We start from the raw sequence: 16,980 nt of genomic DNA on the forward strand, positions 1-16,980 counted from the left end.
TCACGTGCGCTGGGTGTGGGTGGTCCTGCTGCTGGCCGGGTGTTCCGCCGGTCAGGTGGTGCCACCCGCGTCCGGCGGCACGGACGAGGGCTGGCGGGTCACCGTCTACTACACCGCGGTGGAGGCCTTCCACGGCGGACCGGCGGTGCCCGTGCGCGGATGCCCGGTCATCGACTGCGAGAACGGCGAGGACCTGCTCGGCACCTTCCCGCAGTCGTTCGCGAAGGCGGTGAGGGACGAAGGTACAGGCCGCACGGCGGACGGCCGGTACCTCAACTGGTCGCACGACACGGGCTACTGGCTCGACACCGAGCCGCGCGACTCGTTCGGCAGACCCCTCCGGCCCTTCGTCTCGGCCGCCGCCGACGGGGTGAGGACCGGTTCACGCGTCGACTTGATCTCCTGTGGACGGACGCCGGAGGGCGGCGACGTCGACGCCGCCGTCTGCCGCAAGCTCGTGTCCTCGGCCTGGGAGATCACCGACGAGTTCACGCCGGGTCTCGGCGGTGACCGGCACATCGACCTCTACATCGGTGAGGAGACGGGGCCGGGCTTCACCGAGAGCGCCTGGTGCACGACGTTCTCCCAGGCCGTGCTCGAGATTCACCAGCCGAGCTGAACCGCGAGCCTCCGCGCCTGCTCCAGCGGACCGGCCTGCCGCGCACCCGGTTCGGGCAGCGGCACACCGGGGCAGGACAGGTCGCCGGGCGGCGTCACGCCGTCGACGAGGTAGCGCTCGACGACGTCGTTGACGCAGGCGTTGTCGAACCCGTAGATGCCGTGGTCACCCTCGTCCCGCACGGTGAGCATCCGCGAGCCGGCGAACCCGGCGTGCGCCTTGCGCGCCCCCTCGACCGGTGTCGGTGCGTCGCGCACGGACTGCACCATCAAAGACGGTGCGACACCGACCCCGTCGGGGCGCTTCAGGTTCACGTCCGGCCGGTCCCAGAACGCGCACGGGCCCATGATCTGGTAGTAGCCCGTGAGCGGCCACTTCGCGCCATCCCGGGTGCCGTCGCGTTCCAGGTACTCGCGACCACCGCGGAACTTCGTGTCGTTGCACAGGATGGTGTGCAGGGTGGCGTTCTGCGCGTCCGGGTAGCTGGCCTGCGCCGTCATCTGCACGGGCACCGCACCGGCCAGTTCGGCCAGCTTGCGCGCGGCGCCGTCGAAGGCGTACTTGCTGTACTGGCCCTGGATGAGCACCATGTCCAGGGTGACCGCGTGGTACGTGCCATCCGGCAGCGTGACGGGCTGCCGGGCGAGCTTGGCGCGGGTGCGTTCGTAGGCCTGGCGCACCTCCTCCGCGGTCTTGCCGAGGTGGTAGACGTCGTCGTACTTCGCCACCCACGGCAGGAAGTCGACGCGGAACCGCCGTTCGAAGCCCATGCCGAAGTCGCCGAACACCGTCTGCCACGGCGCGGTGAACTCCGTGTTCGAGTCCAGCACGATCCTGCCGAGCGTCTTCGGGAAGTACGTGGCGTAGTAGGCGCCCATCCAGCTGCCGCCGGAGTAGCCGAGCCAGTCGACCTTCTTGCGCCCGATGACCTGGCGCAGCAGGTCGAGGTCCTTCACGGTCTGCTCGGTGGTGACGTACCGGCCGAACTCGCCGGACTTGGTCTGGCAGAACTTCGCCTGCAGCTCCATGCCGCTGTGGATCAGGTCGAGGTTCGCCCTGCTGCGGTCGCGCGGGTCCGTCGAGCCGAGGGTGTCGAACCCGCCGCACGTGACGTTGCTGCTGGCGCCCGTGCCGCGGACGTCGATGCCGTAGACCTCGGCGTTCTCGCTGAGCTTCGGCCGGTTCAGGTAGACCAGCGGCAGCGTCCGCCCGGCGCCGCCCGGTCCGCCGGGATTGGTGAAGACGGCGGTCTTCGCCTTGCCGTTCAACGGAACCGTGCGGCTGACAGCGATCGTGACGGTCTTGCCGTTGCGCGGGTTGTCCCAGTCCATCGGCGCGGTGAAGCTGCCGCACTCCAGCCGTTCGAAGCCCGGCTCGTCGGTGCACTTCTGCCACTTGATCTCCTGCGCGGCGAACCCGCTCGCCTGCGCCGGTGGCGCGATCAGCAGCGATGTCGCCGTCGCGGCGGCGAGTGCCGCCGCCATCTTCTTGCGGTGCATGAGTTCCCCCTCCTACCAGCCGAGCCGGGTGGCGAGCCGCTGTGCCGTCGTGAGCGAGTTCCGCGTGGCCTCACCGGGTGCGGGCAGCGGGACACCGGGGCACTTCAGGTCCCCGGCCGGCGTGACGCCGTCGACGAGGTAGCGCTCGACGACGTCGTCCACGCACTGGTTGCCGAAGCCGTAGATGCCGTGGTCGCCCTCGTCCTCCACGGTGAGCAGCACGGAGTTCTCGAAGTTGCGGTGCGCCCGCCGCGCCTGCTCGATCGGTGTGGCGGGGTCGCGGACGGACTGCACCATCAGCGTCGGCGCGACACCGGTTCCGGTGGGCTGCTTCAGCCGGATGTCCGGCCGGTCCCAGAACGCGCACGGCCCGGCGATCTGCGTGTAGCCGACGAGCGGCCACTTGGCGCCGTCCCGCGTGCCGTCGCGTTCCAGGTACTTGCGGTCACCGCGGAACGGCGTGTCGTTGCACAGGATCGAGTAGGCGGTGCCCAGCTGGGCGTCCGGATGACTTGCCAGCGCGTTCACCGGAGCCTGCACGGTTCCGGCCAGTTCCGCGAACGTCTGCGCGCCCTCGGCGAAGCTTGCCTTGTTGTAGAGCGTGCTGCGCAGCAGCGCGTCGAGCGTCACGCCGTTGTAGACGCCGTCCGGTCGCGTGACGGGCTCCTCGTTGAGCTTGGCGCGGGTGCGTTCGTAGGACTGGCGCACCTCCTCGCCGGTCTTGCCGAGGTGGTAGACGTTGTCGTACTTCGCCACCCAGGGCAGGAAGTCGACGCGGAACCGGCGTTCGAAGGCCATGCCCCAGTCGTCGAAGATCGGCTGCCACGGCAGGGTGAAGTCGACGTTGGAGTCGAGCACGATCCGGTCGAGGGTCTTCGGGAAGTACGTGGCGTAGTAGGCGCCCATCCAGCTGCCGCCGGAGTAGCCGAGCCAGCTGACCTTCTTCTTGCCGAGCACCTGGCGCAGCAGGTCGAGGTCCTTCACCGTCTGGTCGGTGGAGACGTACCTGCCGAACTCGCCGGACTTGGCCTGGCAGAACTCGGCGAGCAGCTCCATGCTGCCGTAGAGCAGGTCGAGGTTGGCCTTGCCGCGGTCGCGCGGGTCGACCTGCCCGTCGGTGTTGAAGCCGCCGCACGTGACGTTGCTGCTCGCGCCGGTGCCGCGCACGTCGATGCCGATGATCTCGGCGTTCTCGCTCAGCTTCGGCCGCTCGAGGTAGAGCAGCGGCATCGTGCGGCCGGGACCGCCGGGGCCGCCGGGGTTGGTGAAGACGGTGGAATTCGCCCGGCCGTTCTTCGGCGTGAGCCGGCTGACGGCGATCGTGATGGTCTTGCCGTTGCGCGGGTTGTTCCAGTCCATCGGCGCGGTGAAGCTGCCGCACTCCAGCCGTTCGGACCCCGCCGGGAAGCCCGGTCGCGGCGGGTCGAAGCACTTCTGCCACTGGATCTGCTGCGGTGGTCGGGCGAGTGCCTGCGGTGCCACCAGCAGGCTCGCCGAGGTGGCGACGGCCAGTGCCGTCGCCAATGTCGCGCGGTGCATCGGGTTGTTCCCCCTTCTACCGGCCCGTCACGGCCGGTGCCCCCAGCTCATCGCTTCCGGGGGTGCGGGAGCATCGGCCTTTGGGAGGCGAACGGGTACGACTCTCGTCTTACGCCGTTGCGGGCAAACCCCGATGACGTACGTCATCCGACGGAACAGGGCCGCCCCTCGCGAGGAGGAACGGCCCTGTCCCGTGGTGGATCAGCAGGACTGCTTGTAGAAGTACTTCGAGTTGGCCGAGGCGTCGTCCTTGGTGATGGCGACCAGGTCGGTCTCGATGTCGCGCTTGGTCTCCTTGCCGTCGATCGCTGCGATGGCCTGCTCGACGCCCTGCCTGCCGATCGTCGCCGGGTCCTGGGCGATCAACGCCTGCACGGTGCCCGCCTGCAGGTCCTGCACCTGCTTCGGCGAGGCGTCGAAGCCCACCAGGTTCACCGCGCCCGTCTTGCCGGCGTTCCTGAGCCCGGTGGCGGCGCCCTCACCGGTGTTGAGGTTGGTGGCGAACACGCCGATCAGGTCCGGGTTCGCGGCCAGGGTCGCGGTCACCTTCGACGCGGCGGTGGCGGGCTCGTTGTCGGTGTACTGCTGGCCGATGTACCTGAGGTTCGGGAACGCCTTGATCGCCTCCTCGAACCCCTTGGCGCGCGCGTCCGTCGTCGACGTGCCCGCCTTGGTGTTCAGCACCAGCACCGAACCGCTCCTGCCGCCCGCGAGCTTGTTCAGCGTCTCGGCGGCGAGCTTGCCGCCCTGCTCGTTGTCGGAGGAGATGGAGGACAGGGCGATCGAGGTGTCCTGGAGCTTCGTGTCCACCTCGACGACCTTGATGCCCGCGTCCTTGAGCTGCTTCATGGGGCCCGCCATGGCCTTGTCGTCGGTCGGCGCGATGAGGACCGCGGCCGGCTTCGAGGCCAGGACGCCCGTGACGATCGGGGTCTGCTGCGCCGCGTCGAACTTGGCGGGCGCCTGCGTGTCGACCTCGTAGCCCGCCGCCTTCGCCGCCTCCTCGAAACCGCACCGCATCGAGATGTAGAACGGTTCCGCCGTGATGCCGGGGATCAGCACCAGCTTCTTGTTCGCGGCGGTGCCGCCCGAGTTCGAGTCGCCGATCTGACCACCACCGCCGCACGCGGCGAGGAGCAACGCTGCCGAGACAACCACTGCGGAGCGGATCTTCATCGGTCCAGCACCTTCCTAACGTTGGTTGCGCGCCCGACGCCGTGTCTGGTCCAGCCACACGGCGGCCACCAGCACGACCGCCACGGCGATCGGCTGCCAGAACTCCTTGACCCCGATGATCACGAGGCCCTTCTCCAGCACCGCCGGGATGAACACGCCGAACACCGTGCCCGGGACGGAGCCCGTGCCGCCGAAGATGCTCGTGCCACCCAGGACGACGGCGGCGATCGCGTTCAGGTTGTCCGTCTCGTGGCCGGTGACGACGGCGACGCGGAAGAACGCGTTGCCCATGAAGCCCGCGAGCCCCGCCAGCGCGCCCGCGAGCAGGTACACCTTCGTCAGGTGGCCGCGCACCGAGATGCCGACGCGCCGTGCGGCCTCCTCGTTCGACCCGACCGCGTAGGTGTAGCGGCCGAAGCGCGTGGTGGACAGCAGGAGTGCGCCGAGAGCGGTGACGACCGCGGCCACGATCACGATGTTCGGGATCCCGAAGTACGTGCCGGAGCCGAACGTGCGGTTCAGCCTGTCCGGGATGCCCGAGACGTTGGAACCGTTGTTGAGCAGCAGGGCCGCGCCCTGCGCCGCGCCGAACGAGCCCAGGGTCACGATGAGCGGCGGGATCTTCGCCCGCGAGATCAGCAGGCCGTTGAGCAGGCCCCACGCCGCACCGCTGACGACCGCGACCAGCAGGCCGAACCCGATCACGCCCCAGCCCGCGTTCGTCGCGTCACCGCCGGACACCGCGTTCATGGCCATCGCGGAGCTGACGGACGCGAACACCAGCACCGAACCGACGGACAGGTCGATGCCGGACGTGATGATCACGAACGTCATGCCGACGGACAGCACCAGCAACACGGCCGTCTCCGCCAGCAGGAACTGCAGCGTGGTCACCTGGAACACCGCGTCCGGGCGGATCGCGCCGAACACGGCGACCAGCACCAGCAGCACCAGGCCGATCCACAACGTGTTCGCCCCGGTCAGGCGCTTGATCAACGGCGTGCGCGGGTCGTCGGGCAGAGTTGACAACGCTGTCTTCTCGTCCGTGGTCATTTACGCCGCGTCCTCCTGGGTGAGGGCGCCGGTCATCGCGCCCACGAGCTCTTCGACGCTGGTGTCCGCCGCCTTGAACCGGGCCACGCGCCGGCCGAGGCGCAGCACCTCGACGCGGTCGGAGACCGACAGCACCTCGGGCATGTTGTGCGAGATCAGCACCACGGCGACGCCCTCGTCGCGCACGCGCCTGATCACGTCCAGCACGCGTTCCCGTTGCACCACACCGAGTGCGGCCGTCGGCTCGTCCATGAACACGAGCTTCGACGCCCACGCGACCGACCGCGCGACCGCGACGGACTGGCGCTGGCCACCGGACAGCGCCGCGATCGGCACGTCCACGCTCTGCAGCGTCGCGCCGAACCGCGCGAAGTGCTCGGAGGCCTGCCGCCGCATCGCCTTCTTGTCGAGCACGCCGAGCCGGCCGAGGAGGCCCGGCTTGAGGATCTCCCGGCCCAGGAACATGTTCGCGGCCGGGTCGAGGTCCGGCGCGACCGCGAGGTCCTGGAACACCGTCTCGATGCCGCGGTCGCGGGCGTCGTTGGGGGAGCCCAGGGTGAGGGGCTTCCCCTCGAACAGCAGAGTGCCGCCGGTCGGCTGCTCCACCCCGGCCAGGCACTTCACCAGGGTGGACTTGCCGGCGCCGTTGTCGCCGATGAGCGACACGACCTCGCCGGGGTGGGCGGTGAACGAGGCACCGCGAAGAGCTTCCACGGTGCCGTAGTTCTTCGTGAGATCACGAGCCTCCAGCAGCGGCTGGCTCATCGCTATGCATCCTCCACGGCGGAGAGAACGGGCGGGCGGCAGCGGATCGCCACCAGGTCACCGGTCAGGCCGAGCTCGCCGGCCGCGTGCGGCACGACGACGGTGCTGCCCTTGTGCACCTCCAGCCCGCCGAGCTGGCCGGAGCCCTCCAGCACGACGAGCACGGCGAACGACGGCTCCAGCGCGAAGGAGCCCTCCACGTGCAGGCGGTCGGCCTGGAAGAACGGGTTGGCGTCCTCGCCGAGCAGGTCGACCGACGGGGCCCACTTCTCGGACGTCTGGCGGACGAGCTTCGCGAGCTTGCCGCCCCAGCCCTGCCGGTCCACGCAGTCGAGCGCGACGTCGTAGCCGAGGCCGAGGTGGCCGACGTCGGCGTTGGCGAGGAAGCCCTGCCACTCGAGCGTCACCGAGAAGTCGGTGGGCTGCTGCAGTTCGACGATGAACACGCCCTCGCCGATCGCGTGCGGCACCCCGGCGGGAACGAACACCGTGTCACCGGGCCGCACGCACACCGGGTTCAGCGCGTCGAGCATCGCCTTCGTGTCCTGCGTGGCGACCCAGTCGGCCACGGTGTCCGCGGGCACGTCGTCGCGGAATCCGATGTAGACGGTCGGGTTCGGACCGGTCGTGCCGACGACGATCCACGCCTCCGTCTTGCCGTGGCGGCAGTTCAGGTGCGAGGACGCGAAAGCGTTGGACGGGTGGCAGTGCACCGGCAGGCGCTGCCCCGCGTCGAGCAGCTTGACCAGCAACGCCGTGTCCGCGCCGAACTTCGCCGCGTGGTCCGCGCCGAGCCACCCCGTCGGGTCCGCCTCCACGGCGTCGCGCAGGAGGACGCCGTTGGGCAGCGTTGTCAACCCGGCGTCGCTGCGTCCGTAGAGCGTCGTCGTGGAGGCCACCCAGTCCTCGGGCCCGAAGTCACCGCTCGTCCCGCCGCGCAGCGCGGCGATCGCCTCCCCGCCGCGGTAGAACTGCTTCGGCTGGTTGGCAGGCAGGTTGACAGGCTGGTGGAGCACACCAGAACTCACGCGTGGACCTCCCCGGATCCTCGTGGCACCAAGCGCACCGGCAGCACGACGCGGCGCGGTGGTGAGTTGTCGCCGTCCAGTCGGGCGAACAACAAATCGGTGGCCGCCTTGCCGAGCGCGCTCGCGTCGTGCGCGATCACGGTCACCGGCGGCGACAGCAGGTCGGCGAGTTCGAAGTCGTCGAAGCCCACCAGCGCGGGCCGTTCCGCGACTCCCGCGAGCGCGCGCAGGATGTAGACGGTGATGCGGTTGTTGCCGGCCACGATCGCCGTGGCGGGCTCGCGCATGCTCTGCAACCGCTGCAACGTCGTCGCGACGCTGCTCTCGTCGTGCGGCCCCATCGCCACGAGCTCCTCGTGGTACCCGATCCCGGCCCGCACGCAGCCCTCGCGGTACCCGCGCAGGCGCTCGTTGGCGGTGAAGATGTCCGGCGCGTCCCCGAGGAACGCGATGCGCCGGTGCCCGTGCGAAGCGAGGTGCGTGACGGCCTCGACGGTGCCGCCGATGTTGTCCACCAGCACCGTGTCGGCGACGACGTCACCGGCGGGCCGGTCCAGGAACACCACGGGCGTCCCGGCGCGCATCTCCGGCACGAGGTAGCTGTGCTGCAACCCGGCGGGCACGATCAGCAGCCCGTCGACGCGGCGGGAGCAGAACTCCAGCGCCAGCTCGCGCTCACGCCCGGGATCCTCGTCCGACGACCCCGAGATCACCTGTCTGCCCCGCAGGCGGGCGATTTCCTCGACAGCGCGGGTCACGCCGGAGTAGAACGGGTTGCCGACGTCCTCCAGCACCAGCCCGATCGTGCCGGTGGACGACCCCCGGCGCAGGTTGCGGGCACTGAGGTTCCGCCGGAACCCGAGCTGGTCGATGGCCGCGAGCACGCGCTCGGCGGTGGACGGGTGCACACCCGGCTCGTCGTTGACCACGCGCGAGACGGTCTTGATGCTCACGCCCGCGAGCCGCGCGACGTCGTTCATCGTCGCGCGACGTACCTTGCGCTGACCGGCTACGGACCCGCTGGGGGACAACGTTGTCATAGTGGCCGTATCTCACCTCGGCTTTACGTCGATGTCAACAGTTTCCTGACCGGTCCAGGACCCCTCCGCCACCCCTGATGTCCGGAACAGGACAAGTGGGCGCGATGGTCTTGACCTCCACCGTGTGCGCTCCGCGATGATCAGGTGACGGACAGCGCCGGCGGCGCCGTCCGGTCTCGAGGCCCCCGGGCCGGGGTGTGCGTGCGGCGGCGGCGCACCCCGGTCCGGTCCCCGGATCGGCTCCCTGGTCCGGCTTCCCGGAGCGACTCCTCGGTGGGGCCGCTCGGGGTACGCGCTCGAGGGTCCGGCTCGGGGCATGCGGCTCGGGGTATGCGGCTCAGTGGGTGCCGCTCAGTGGGTGCCGCTCAGGGGTCCGGTTTGGGGCAGTTCGGCTTAGTGTCGGGTGCCGCACGGCTGGGTGTCGCGCGTGCTGCGCGGCATGCTCGCGCAGGGGTCCCCTTTGATTTGGCGTCCCCCGCGACCCAACGTACAGATGAGGTCTGACAGTCACGCGGCTCTGACGGTCACGCGACCCCGGCAGACGCGCGACTCCGGCAGTCACCCGGTCGGATCGTCAGCCGATGCCGAAGGCGAGTGCTGGCGCGATGGCGAAGCCGAGCCGTCCGGACGATACGGCTCTGATCAGCGGTGATGACGCAATCGTCGCGAAGCGGCGATGACTTAACCACGCGCGATACAGGACCCAAGGCGACCACCACGCAAAGGTGACAACGCCGCAAGGCGGCCACCCCGCTGGAACCGCGACCGACTCCACCCTCGAAGCCCACCCCGAACCACCCAACCGGACCACTTCCGCCGGCCACCACCCCGCCCCCACCCCCTCTAGGGTGAAACCCGTGGAAGCACTGGACCCCATCGAGTCGGTCAACACCTTCATCGGCACGAAGGACGAGGGCAACACCTTCCCGGGCGCCTCCATGCCCTTCGGCAAAACGCACAGCAGCCCCATCGGCTCGCACTACGCCGGCTACCGCTACGACGACCGGCACATCCACGGCTTCGGCCACTTCTTCCTGTCCGGCGCGGGCTGCTGGGAGCAGGGCGGTCTGGTCTCGATCCTCCCGGTCACGCAGCTCCCGCAGAGCTTCGACCACAAGCGCTACGCCAGCGGCTACACGCACGACGGTGAGATCGGCAAACCCGGCTACTACAAGGTGAAGCTGGACCGGGACATCACGGTCGAGTGCACCGCGACCACCAGGACGGGCGTGGAGCGGTACACGTTCCCCAACGGCGTCCAGGGCACGCTGCTCGTCAACGTCGGCCAGGCCAACGACAAGGAGCCGGTCAGCGCCAGTTCGGTCCGCGTCGTCGACGACCGCACGATCACGGGAACCGTGGAGACGCAGGCGTTCTGCGGTGGCCGGCCCTACCTGACGTATTTCACCACCAGGTTCGACCGGCCGTTCGCGAGCTTCGGCACCTGGGGTCCGACGGGGCCGAAGCCGGGTCAGACCGAGTCGAGGGGCGGCGCGGGGCTGAGGGGCGCCTGGGTCACGTTCACGCCGGGACCGGTCACCGCGAGCACCGCGCTGTCCCAAGTGGACGAGGCGGGTGCGACCGGCAACCTCGAGGCCGAGACGGGGGGCAGGTCCTTCGACGAGCTCCGCAACGAGGCCCAGCAGGCGTGGCGCGACGAGCTCGCGTGCATCGAGATCGACACGGACGACTGGGACGAGCGCGCAGTCTTCTACACCGCGCTCTACCACGTGCTGCTGCAGCCGCTCACCGGAAGTGACGCCGACGGCCGGTACCGCGGCTTCGACGGCCAGGTCCACCACGCGGACGGCTGGACGTACTACGAGTACTACTCGCTCTGGGACACCTACCGCGCCCACAACCAGCTGCTGGCGTTGCTCCGCACCAAGCGGTCGCAGGACATCGCGAGGAGCATCCTCGCCATCCACGAGCAGGGCGGCTGGTTGCCGCGGTGGGCGTTCGCGAACCAGGAGACGAACTGCATGACCGGTGATCCGGTCACGCCGTTCCTGGTCGACCTGTGGCGGTTCGGGCACCTCGAAGGCCTGGAGGAGCAGGCTTACCGCGCGCTGGTGCAGAACGCCGACGGGGTCCCGCCGGCCTCCAGCAGGTTCCAGGGCAGGTCGGGCAACCCGAGCTACCTCGCCAACGGGTTCGTCCAGTACGACAAGCGCTTCCCCAAGAAGGGGCAGGACACCGACCCGCACCACGGCGCGTCCGCGACGCTGGAGTACGCGCTGGCCGACGCCACGCTCGCCGTCATGGCCGAGGCGCTGGGGCACCGGGAGGACGCGGAACGGTTCAGGGTGCGCGGCCTCAACCACCGGACCCTGTGGGACCACAGCGTCACGGACCGGGGCTTCACCGGCTTCCCCCGGCCCAAGCTGCCCAACGGTGCCTGGCTGGACCCGTTCACGCCGCAGGGGCCGGAAGGGTTCCACGAGGGCACGGCGTGGCAGTACCAGTGGCTCGCGCAGCACGACGTCACCGGGCTGATCACGGCGCTCGGTGGCAAGGCGGCGGCCGAGGCGCGGCTGGACGACTTCTTCGCGTACCCGGACCTTCTGACGGACCCGAAGCGCACAGTCCGCGAGAAGTGGGTTGTCGGGCCGTACGACTACTACAACCAGTTCAGGTACAACCCGAACAACGAGCCCGATCTGCACGCGCCCTGGATGTACGCGCTCATCGGCAGGCCGGAGAAGACCTCGGTGGTGGTGCGGGCCGCGCAGACGTTGTTCGTCAACGGGCCGGCGGGCGTCACGGGCAACGACGACCTGGGCACGATGTCGGCCTGGTACGTGTTCAGCGCGCTCGGGATGTACCCGGTCGTGCCGGGTACCGGGGAGTTCGTGCCGCACGCGCCCAGGTTCCGCAAGGCGGTCGTCCACCTGGAGAACGGGCGGGACGTCGTCATCGAGGCCGAGGCCGCCGACGTCGCGAAGACGCAGGTGGTGCAGCGCGTTCGCAGCGGGTGGCTGTCGAAGTCGAAGGACCGGATCGAGCTCGCGGAGCTGCGGTCCGGCACCACCCTCGAGGTCGACCTCCACACACTTCCCAATTGAGACGCTCGTTCGGTCGTAGGCTCGTGCGATGGGCATCTGCGCGAGCTGCGGCACGGACTTCGCGCCCCTGCCGACGCGGGCTCGGTACTGCTCCAACGCGTGCCGCCAGCGCGCGTACCGCCGGCGGTCCTCCGGTACGTCCACTGTGGTCACCGAGCTGCCGGCGTACGACGACGTGTTCGTCGGCAGGGAACGCGAGCTGGCCGAGCTGCTTCCGTTGCTGCGCAAGCACAGGGTGCTCACGGTCGTCGGGTCGGCCGGGGTCGGGAAGACGCGGCTCGCGGTCGAGCTGGCCCGGCGGGCGCGGCGGACCGAGGTGCGCACGGTCGAGCTGGGCAGGCTGAGCCGGCCGGACCAGGTGGTGCAGGCGTTCGCGGAAGCCGTTGGGGTGTACCAGCACTCGGGCTTCTCGCTGCGGGCCACGCTGCTCGCCGAGCTGGGCCACCGCCGGGTCCTGCTCCTCGTCGACAACTGCGAGCACCTCGTCGAGGAGTGCTGCGAGGTCGTGGACGCGCTGCTGTCGCGCTGTCCGAACGTGCAGGTCCTCGCGACGAGCAGGGAGGCGCTCAGAGCCGTCGGTGAGGTCGTGTACCCGCTGCACGGCATGGACTCCGACGCCGTCCGCCTCTTCGCCGAACGCGCCGGTGCCGCGGCTGACCACGCCTGTGTCGCGGCGATCTGCGCGCGGCTCGACGGTGTGCCGCTCGCCGTCGAACTGGCCGCGAAGCTCTCGGCGACCGTGCCGCCGGCCGAGCTCGCGGACCGCCTCGACCACCGCCTCGACCTGCTGAGCGACGCGGGGGAGCAGGCTCGGCACCGGAGCCTGCGCGCGGCCGTCGCGTGGAGCCACGACCTGCTGACCACGCGGGAGCAGGAGCTGTTCCGCAGGCTTTCGCTGTTGCCCGGCGGGTTCGGGCTGGAGATCGCCGAGGTGGTGCACGGCGGCCCGGTGATCGCCCTGCTCGGCGCGTTGCGGGCCAAGTCGCTGGTGGTGCGGGGCAACGACGGCCGGTTCCGGATGCTGGAGTCGATCCGCCTCTACGCGGAGGAACGGCTCGCCGAGCACGGCGAGCGCGAGGTGATCGCCGAACGGATCATCGCCTGGCTGTGCGAGAAGGGCGAGCCGGGCGTCTCGTCGTCGATCCTCACGCCGGAACAGATGAAGGCGCACCACGAGGAGTACGACAACGCGACGTACGCGTTCCACCGTTTGGTGGCGCCGCAGGACGACCGCAGGCTGATGCTCGCCACGATGCTGCTGCGGGTGTGCTTCGACCGCGGCTACTTCACCGAGGCGGGCGCGGTGCTCATGCAGGTGCTGGACCAGACGCCCGCCGACACCCGCTACCGGATCCTGGCGCTGGAGTACGCGTCCCTGCTGGCACGGCACGAAGAACGCCACGACGAGGCGGTGGCGTACGCGCTCGAAGCGGTCGAGACGGCCGAGGCCGGCGGGCAGGACCTGATCCTGTGCCGGCTGTTCCGGACGCTGGCGGCCGCCTACGACGGCATGGACGACGTGCCGAACACCATGCGGGCGCTGCGCCGCTCGATCGAGCACGGCGTGCGCAACGGCAACGACGTCAGCGTGGCCGTGTCGAGCCAGAACCTCGGCTGGGGGCTGCTCGTCCAGGGCGAGGTCGACGCCGCCGCCGAGCTGGTCGAGGCCGCGCTGCCGGTGCTCAGGGCGCACGCGCGGCGGGACGTCGTGGCCATCACCGTGCACTCCGCGGGCTGCATAGCCCTGGAACGCGGTGACCTGGCGACGGCCGGCGCCCGGTTCGCCGAGAGCGCGCGGATGACGGCGGACACGCCCCGTGCCGTGCTGGAGCCGGTCGAGGGGTGCGGGCTCGTCGCGGTGCTGTCGGGACGGCACGAGCTCGGCGTGCGCCTGCTGGTCGCGTGCCACCAGATGCGCACGACGTGGGTCGTCCCGCCGGACCCGTGGTGGCGGCGGAAGATGACGGCCGCGATGGACCTCGCGCGGGAGTCGCTGACCCGCGCGGCCTTCCACCGGGCGCTCACCGCCGGGCGGGCCATGGACGTGCGGCACGCCCTGGAGACCGCGCTCGACACCGGATTCGCCGGGGACCCGGTGCTGAGCGACCGGCAGCGCATGGTCGTCGAGCTCGTGGCGCAGGGCTTGACGAACGCCCAGGTGGCGGCCAAGCTCGGGATCTCGCACCGGACCGTGGAATCCCACGTGCACAACGTGAAGACCGCGCTGAACCTCTCCTCCCGCGCACAGCTGGCGGCGTGGGCCCGGTCGCGCTGAATCGTCCAACTGAGACGTAACGCTGCGCGTCATCCGGATGACTTCCGAGCCCCGGCCGTTCATCGTGTGCGGAACGACCGACCTGGGGAGGGCGACGTGGAACCGATCCGCCTGCTGCACCCCGACCTCGTGCCGCAACGCCGCGAGGCGCTGCAGCACGCCGCGTCCACGCTGGTCCAGATGGGCCTGGACGACACGGTGCTGTCGGCGCCGCTCGTGCACCAGCGCCTCGCCCACGTGGTCCTGGCCACCAGCGGCATGATCGAGTGGGCTCCCGGTTCCGGAGCCTGCGACGACGGTCCCGACGAGCGCTTCGGCGTCGAACGGGTCGCCGGCGACCGCGGCGGCGTCTTCCTCTCCGGCGTCCTCATCGCCTACCTCGACGTGCTCGACAACGCGGCCAGGATGAGCACGTCGATCAGCGAGGACGCCTGGCGCACGCTGCTCTGGGCGCCGACCGCGCTCTTCGACCACGTGCTGCGCCGCCCCCAGGTGGGCATGACCGTCGTGCCGCCCGGCCGCGGCACCGAGGACCTGCCGCACGAACGCGCCCAGGCCGGGCAGCGCCTCTACTTCGCGCTCATGCAGGCGGCCCGGTTCGCCGTCAACGGGGTCGTGCGCGCCCAGGACGACCGCACGCTCGTCGAGGACTGCGTCACGCTCGCCACGGCGTGTCTGCGCGCCGCCGCCGTGGCGCTCGCGTTCGCCGCGGACGTCGTGGACGACCCGCCGGAGCTGGTCGTCGAGACCGCCGAGCACCGGTACCTGTGGCAGGTGGTCGGCGACGTGCGCGCCGCCGTTCCGAGGGCCAGGTTCGACCAGTTCTCGGCCGCGCTGCGGAGGTTGGACGACTTCCGCGCCGCATGCCCGTTGCTCGTCGCGGGCGGCTGACCCGTTCGTCTCGACTTCGCGCCGACTTTCGTCGTTCCGCTCCGTGCCCCGCCCGGCGCTGACCTACCGTCTCGCCCATGACGGAGGAACGGCCGGCGGTCGTGGTGCGGGACGTCCGCAAGAGCTACGGCGAGCTGAAGGCGGTGGACGGTGTCTCGTTCACCGTGGCCGAAGGGGAGTTCTTCGGCATCCTGGGCCCCAACGGCGCCGGGAAGACCACCACGCTGGAGATCGTCGAGGGACTGCGCGAGCCCGACAGCGGCGAGGTGCGGCTGCTCGGGGAGAGCCCGTGGCCGCGCAACGTGAAGTTGTTGCCGCGCATCGGGGTCCAGCTGCAGGCGTCGTCGTTCTTCGAGAAGCTGACCGCCAAGGAGCAGTTGCAGACGTTCGGCTCGCTCTACGGCGTGAGTCCCGGTACGGCCGCGGACATGCTGGAGCTGGTCGGCCTGGCGGACAAGGCGAACGAGCAGGAGAACAAGCTCTCCGGCGGTCAGCGCCAACGGCTCTCCATCGCCTGCGCGCTCGTGCACGACCCGGACGTCGTGTTCCTCGACGAACCGACCGCGGCGCTCGACCCGCAGGCGCGCCGCAACCTCTGGGACGTGCTGCGCGCCATCCGGGAGCGCGGCAAGACCATCGTCTACACCACGCACTACCTCGACGAGGCCGAGATCCTCTGCGACCGCGTGGCCATCATGGACACCGGCAGGATCCTCGCGCTCGACCGGCCGGCGGTGCTGGTGCGCGGGCTCGACGCGCCGACGCACGTGACCCTGCAGAAGGGCGTCGTGCCCGTCGCGGACGCCGTCGCGATCGAAGGGGTCGAGGAAGCGCACGAGGACGAGGTGTCGCTGACGATCTCGACCCGCCGCCCCGCTCCCGTGCTCTCCGCACTGGCCGAGCGCGGCGCGCTCGACGGCCTGCAGGTCCGCACGGCCACCCTCGAAGACGTTTTCCTCACCCTGACCGGTCGGGAGTACCGCGCATGACCGCGTTCAAGACGCTCTCGGTGGCGATGCTCAAGGGGTTCGTCCGGGACAAGGTGACGCTGTTCTTCACCTTCCTGTTCCCGTTGATGTTCCTCGTCATCTTCGGACTGGTCCTGCGCGACGCGGGCACCGACAGGACGAGGATCGCGCTCGTCGGCGACGGCCCGATCGTCAGCGCGCTGCGGGACAGCGGCACCCTCGAGTTCGAGCCGTACGACGACGAGAACGCGGCTGTCCGGAAGGTGAAGGACGGCGACCTCCCCGCGGCGCTGATCGTCCGCGGCCAGGAGGTCGACGTCCGGTACGCGCAGAGCGACCAGGTCGAGTCGGCGACCGTGCTCGGGATCGTGAACGGGTTCGTGGACAAGGCGAACCTCGCCGCGACCGGGCAGCCGCCGCGGTTCACGTTCGCCTCGGAGAGGGTCGAGGACGCCACCCTCAAGCCGATCCAGTACCTGACGCCGGGCATCCTGTCATGGGGTGTGGCGGTGTCGGCGGTGTTCGGGTCGGCGCTCACGCTGGTGTCGTGGCGGCGCAAGCAGGTGCTGCGGCGCATCCGGCTCGCCCCGGTCTCGACGACCTCGGTGCTGTCGTCGAGGGTGCTCGTCAGCGCGGGGGTCGCGCTGCTGCAGGGCGCGATCTTCATCGGCATCGCGTCGCTGCCGGTGTTCGGGCTGCGGCTGTCGGGCCACTGGTGGCTCGCGATCCCGTTGCTGCTGCTGGGAACCATCGCGTTCTTCGCGCTCGGCATGCTCGTCGGCGCGTTCGCGAAGACGGAGGAGGCGGCGTCCGCGGCGGCGAACATCGTGGTGCTGCCCATGGCGTTCCTGTCCGGCACGTTCTTCCCCGTCGACCGGGCACCCGCGTGGCTGCAGTTCGTGTCGAAGATCTTCCCGTTGCGGCACATGAACGACGGCATGCTCGACGTGCTGGTGCGCGGCAGGGGGATCGAGGCGCTCGCGGTGCCGGCGGCCGTTCTCGTCGGCTTCTCGCTCGTGGTCGGGTTCGTCGCCTCCCGCGTCTTCAAATGGGAGGAATAGG

13 protein-coding genes are annotated in these 16,980 nt (G+C 70.3%); 6 read left to right on the forward strand and 7 right to left on the reverse strand.

What is annotated here, in order from left to right; translation table 11 throughout:
* Positions 1-4 precede the first annotated feature (4 nt).
* Positions 5-619: a hypothetical protein gene (locus tag V1227_RS34345; RefSeq protein WP_329789371.1), complete on the forward strand. Its 615-nt coding sequence runs from the start codon at positions 5-7 to the stop codon at positions 617-619.
* On the opposite strand, the gene V1227_RS34350 is transcribed toward V1227_RS34345, so the two are convergent.
* The 7 genes from V1227_RS34350 to V1227_RS34380 all read right to left on the reverse strand — a co-directional run bounded on the left by V1227_RS34350 (position 604) and on the right by V1227_RS34380 (position 8,659).
* Positions 604-2,118 carry an alpha/beta hydrolase gene (locus V1227_RS34350; RefSeq protein WP_329789372.1) on the reverse strand — a complete coding sequence of 505 codons (1,515 nt, stop codon included), beginning with the start codon at positions 2,116-2,118 and terminating at the stop codon, positions 604-606. The genes V1227_RS34345 and V1227_RS34350 overlap by 16 nt on opposite strands.
* Positions 2,119-2,130: 12 nt before the next feature.
* Complete coding sequence (locus V1227_RS34355; RefSeq protein WP_329789373.1) at positions 2,131-3,657, reverse strand: alpha/beta hydrolase; 1,527 nt, start codon at positions 3,655-3,657, stop codon at positions 2,131-2,133.
* 201 nt (positions 3,658-3,858) lie between these two features.
* Entirely contained in the window at positions 3,859-4,833 is a 975-nt protein-coding gene (locus tag V1227_RS34360; protein WP_329789374.1) for an ABC transporter substrate-binding protein, read from the reverse strand.
* Positions 4,834-4,848: 15 nt separating this feature from the next.
* A complete protein-coding gene (locus V1227_RS34365) occupies positions 4,849-5,886 on the reverse strand; it encodes an ABC transporter permease (protein WP_329789375.1) in 1,038 nt (345 codons plus the stop codon).
* The gene (locus V1227_RS34370) at positions 5,887-6,651 is read right to left on the reverse strand and encodes an ATP-binding cassette domain-containing protein (RefSeq protein WP_329789376.1); all 765 of its coding nucleotides are present in this window, start codon (positions 6,649-6,651) and stop codon (positions 5,887-5,889) included. It lies immediately after the preceding gene.
* 2 nt (positions 6,652-6,653) lie between these two features.
* The gene (locus tag V1227_RS34375) at positions 6,654-7,679 is read right to left on the reverse strand and encodes a class I mannose-6-phosphate isomerase (protein WP_329789377.1); all 1,026 of its coding nucleotides are present in this window, start codon (positions 7,677-7,679) and stop codon (positions 6,654-6,656) included.
* Positions 7,676-8,659: a LacI family DNA-binding transcriptional regulator gene (locus V1227_RS34380; protein ID WP_236216419.1), complete on the reverse strand. Its 984-nt coding sequence runs from the start codon at positions 8,657-8,659 to the stop codon at positions 7,676-7,678. Before V1227_RS34380 ends, V1227_RS34375 begins: the two co-directional genes overlap by 4 nt.
* A 908-nt stretch (positions 8,660-9,567) precedes the next feature.
* On the opposite strand from V1227_RS34380, the gene V1227_RS34385 reads away from it, so the two are divergent.
* From V1227_RS34385 to V1227_RS34405, 5 genes are all read left to right on the forward strand, one after another.
* Positions 9,568-11,784: a GH92 family glycosyl hydrolase gene (locus V1227_RS34385; RefSeq protein WP_442916398.1), complete on the forward strand. Its 2,217-nt coding sequence runs from the start codon at positions 9,568-9,570 to the stop codon at positions 11,782-11,784.
* A gap of 28 nt (positions 11,785-11,812) precedes the next feature.
* Positions 11,813-14,059: a helix-turn-helix transcriptional regulator gene (locus V1227_RS34390; protein ID WP_329789379.1), complete on the forward strand. Its 2,247-nt coding sequence runs from the start codon at positions 11,813-11,815 to the stop codon at positions 14,057-14,059.
* A gap of 96 nt (positions 14,060-14,155) precedes the next feature.
* On the forward strand, positions 14,156-14,950 hold the full coding sequence (locus V1227_RS34395; protein WP_329789380.1) for a hypothetical protein: 795 nt from the start codon (positions 14,156-14,158) through the stop codon (positions 14,948-14,950).
* 77 nt (positions 14,951-15,027) lie between these two features.
* Entirely contained in the window at positions 15,028-15,939 is a 912-nt protein-coding gene (locus V1227_RS34400) for an ABC transporter ATP-binding protein (RefSeq protein ID WP_329789381.1), read from the forward strand.
* Entirely contained in the window at positions 15,936-16,979 is a 1,044-nt protein-coding gene (locus V1227_RS34405) for an ABC transporter permease (protein WP_329789382.1), read from the forward strand. The genes V1227_RS34400 and V1227_RS34405 overlap by 4 nt, the downstream gene beginning before the upstream one ends.
* Position 16,980: the final 1 nt, after the last annotated feature.

Source organism: Lentzea sp. DG1S-22, from assembly GCF_036321065.1.
GTDB classification, from domain to species: Bacteria; Actinomycetota; Actinomycetes; order Mycobacteriales; family Pseudonocardiaceae; genus Lentzea; species Lentzea jiangxiensis.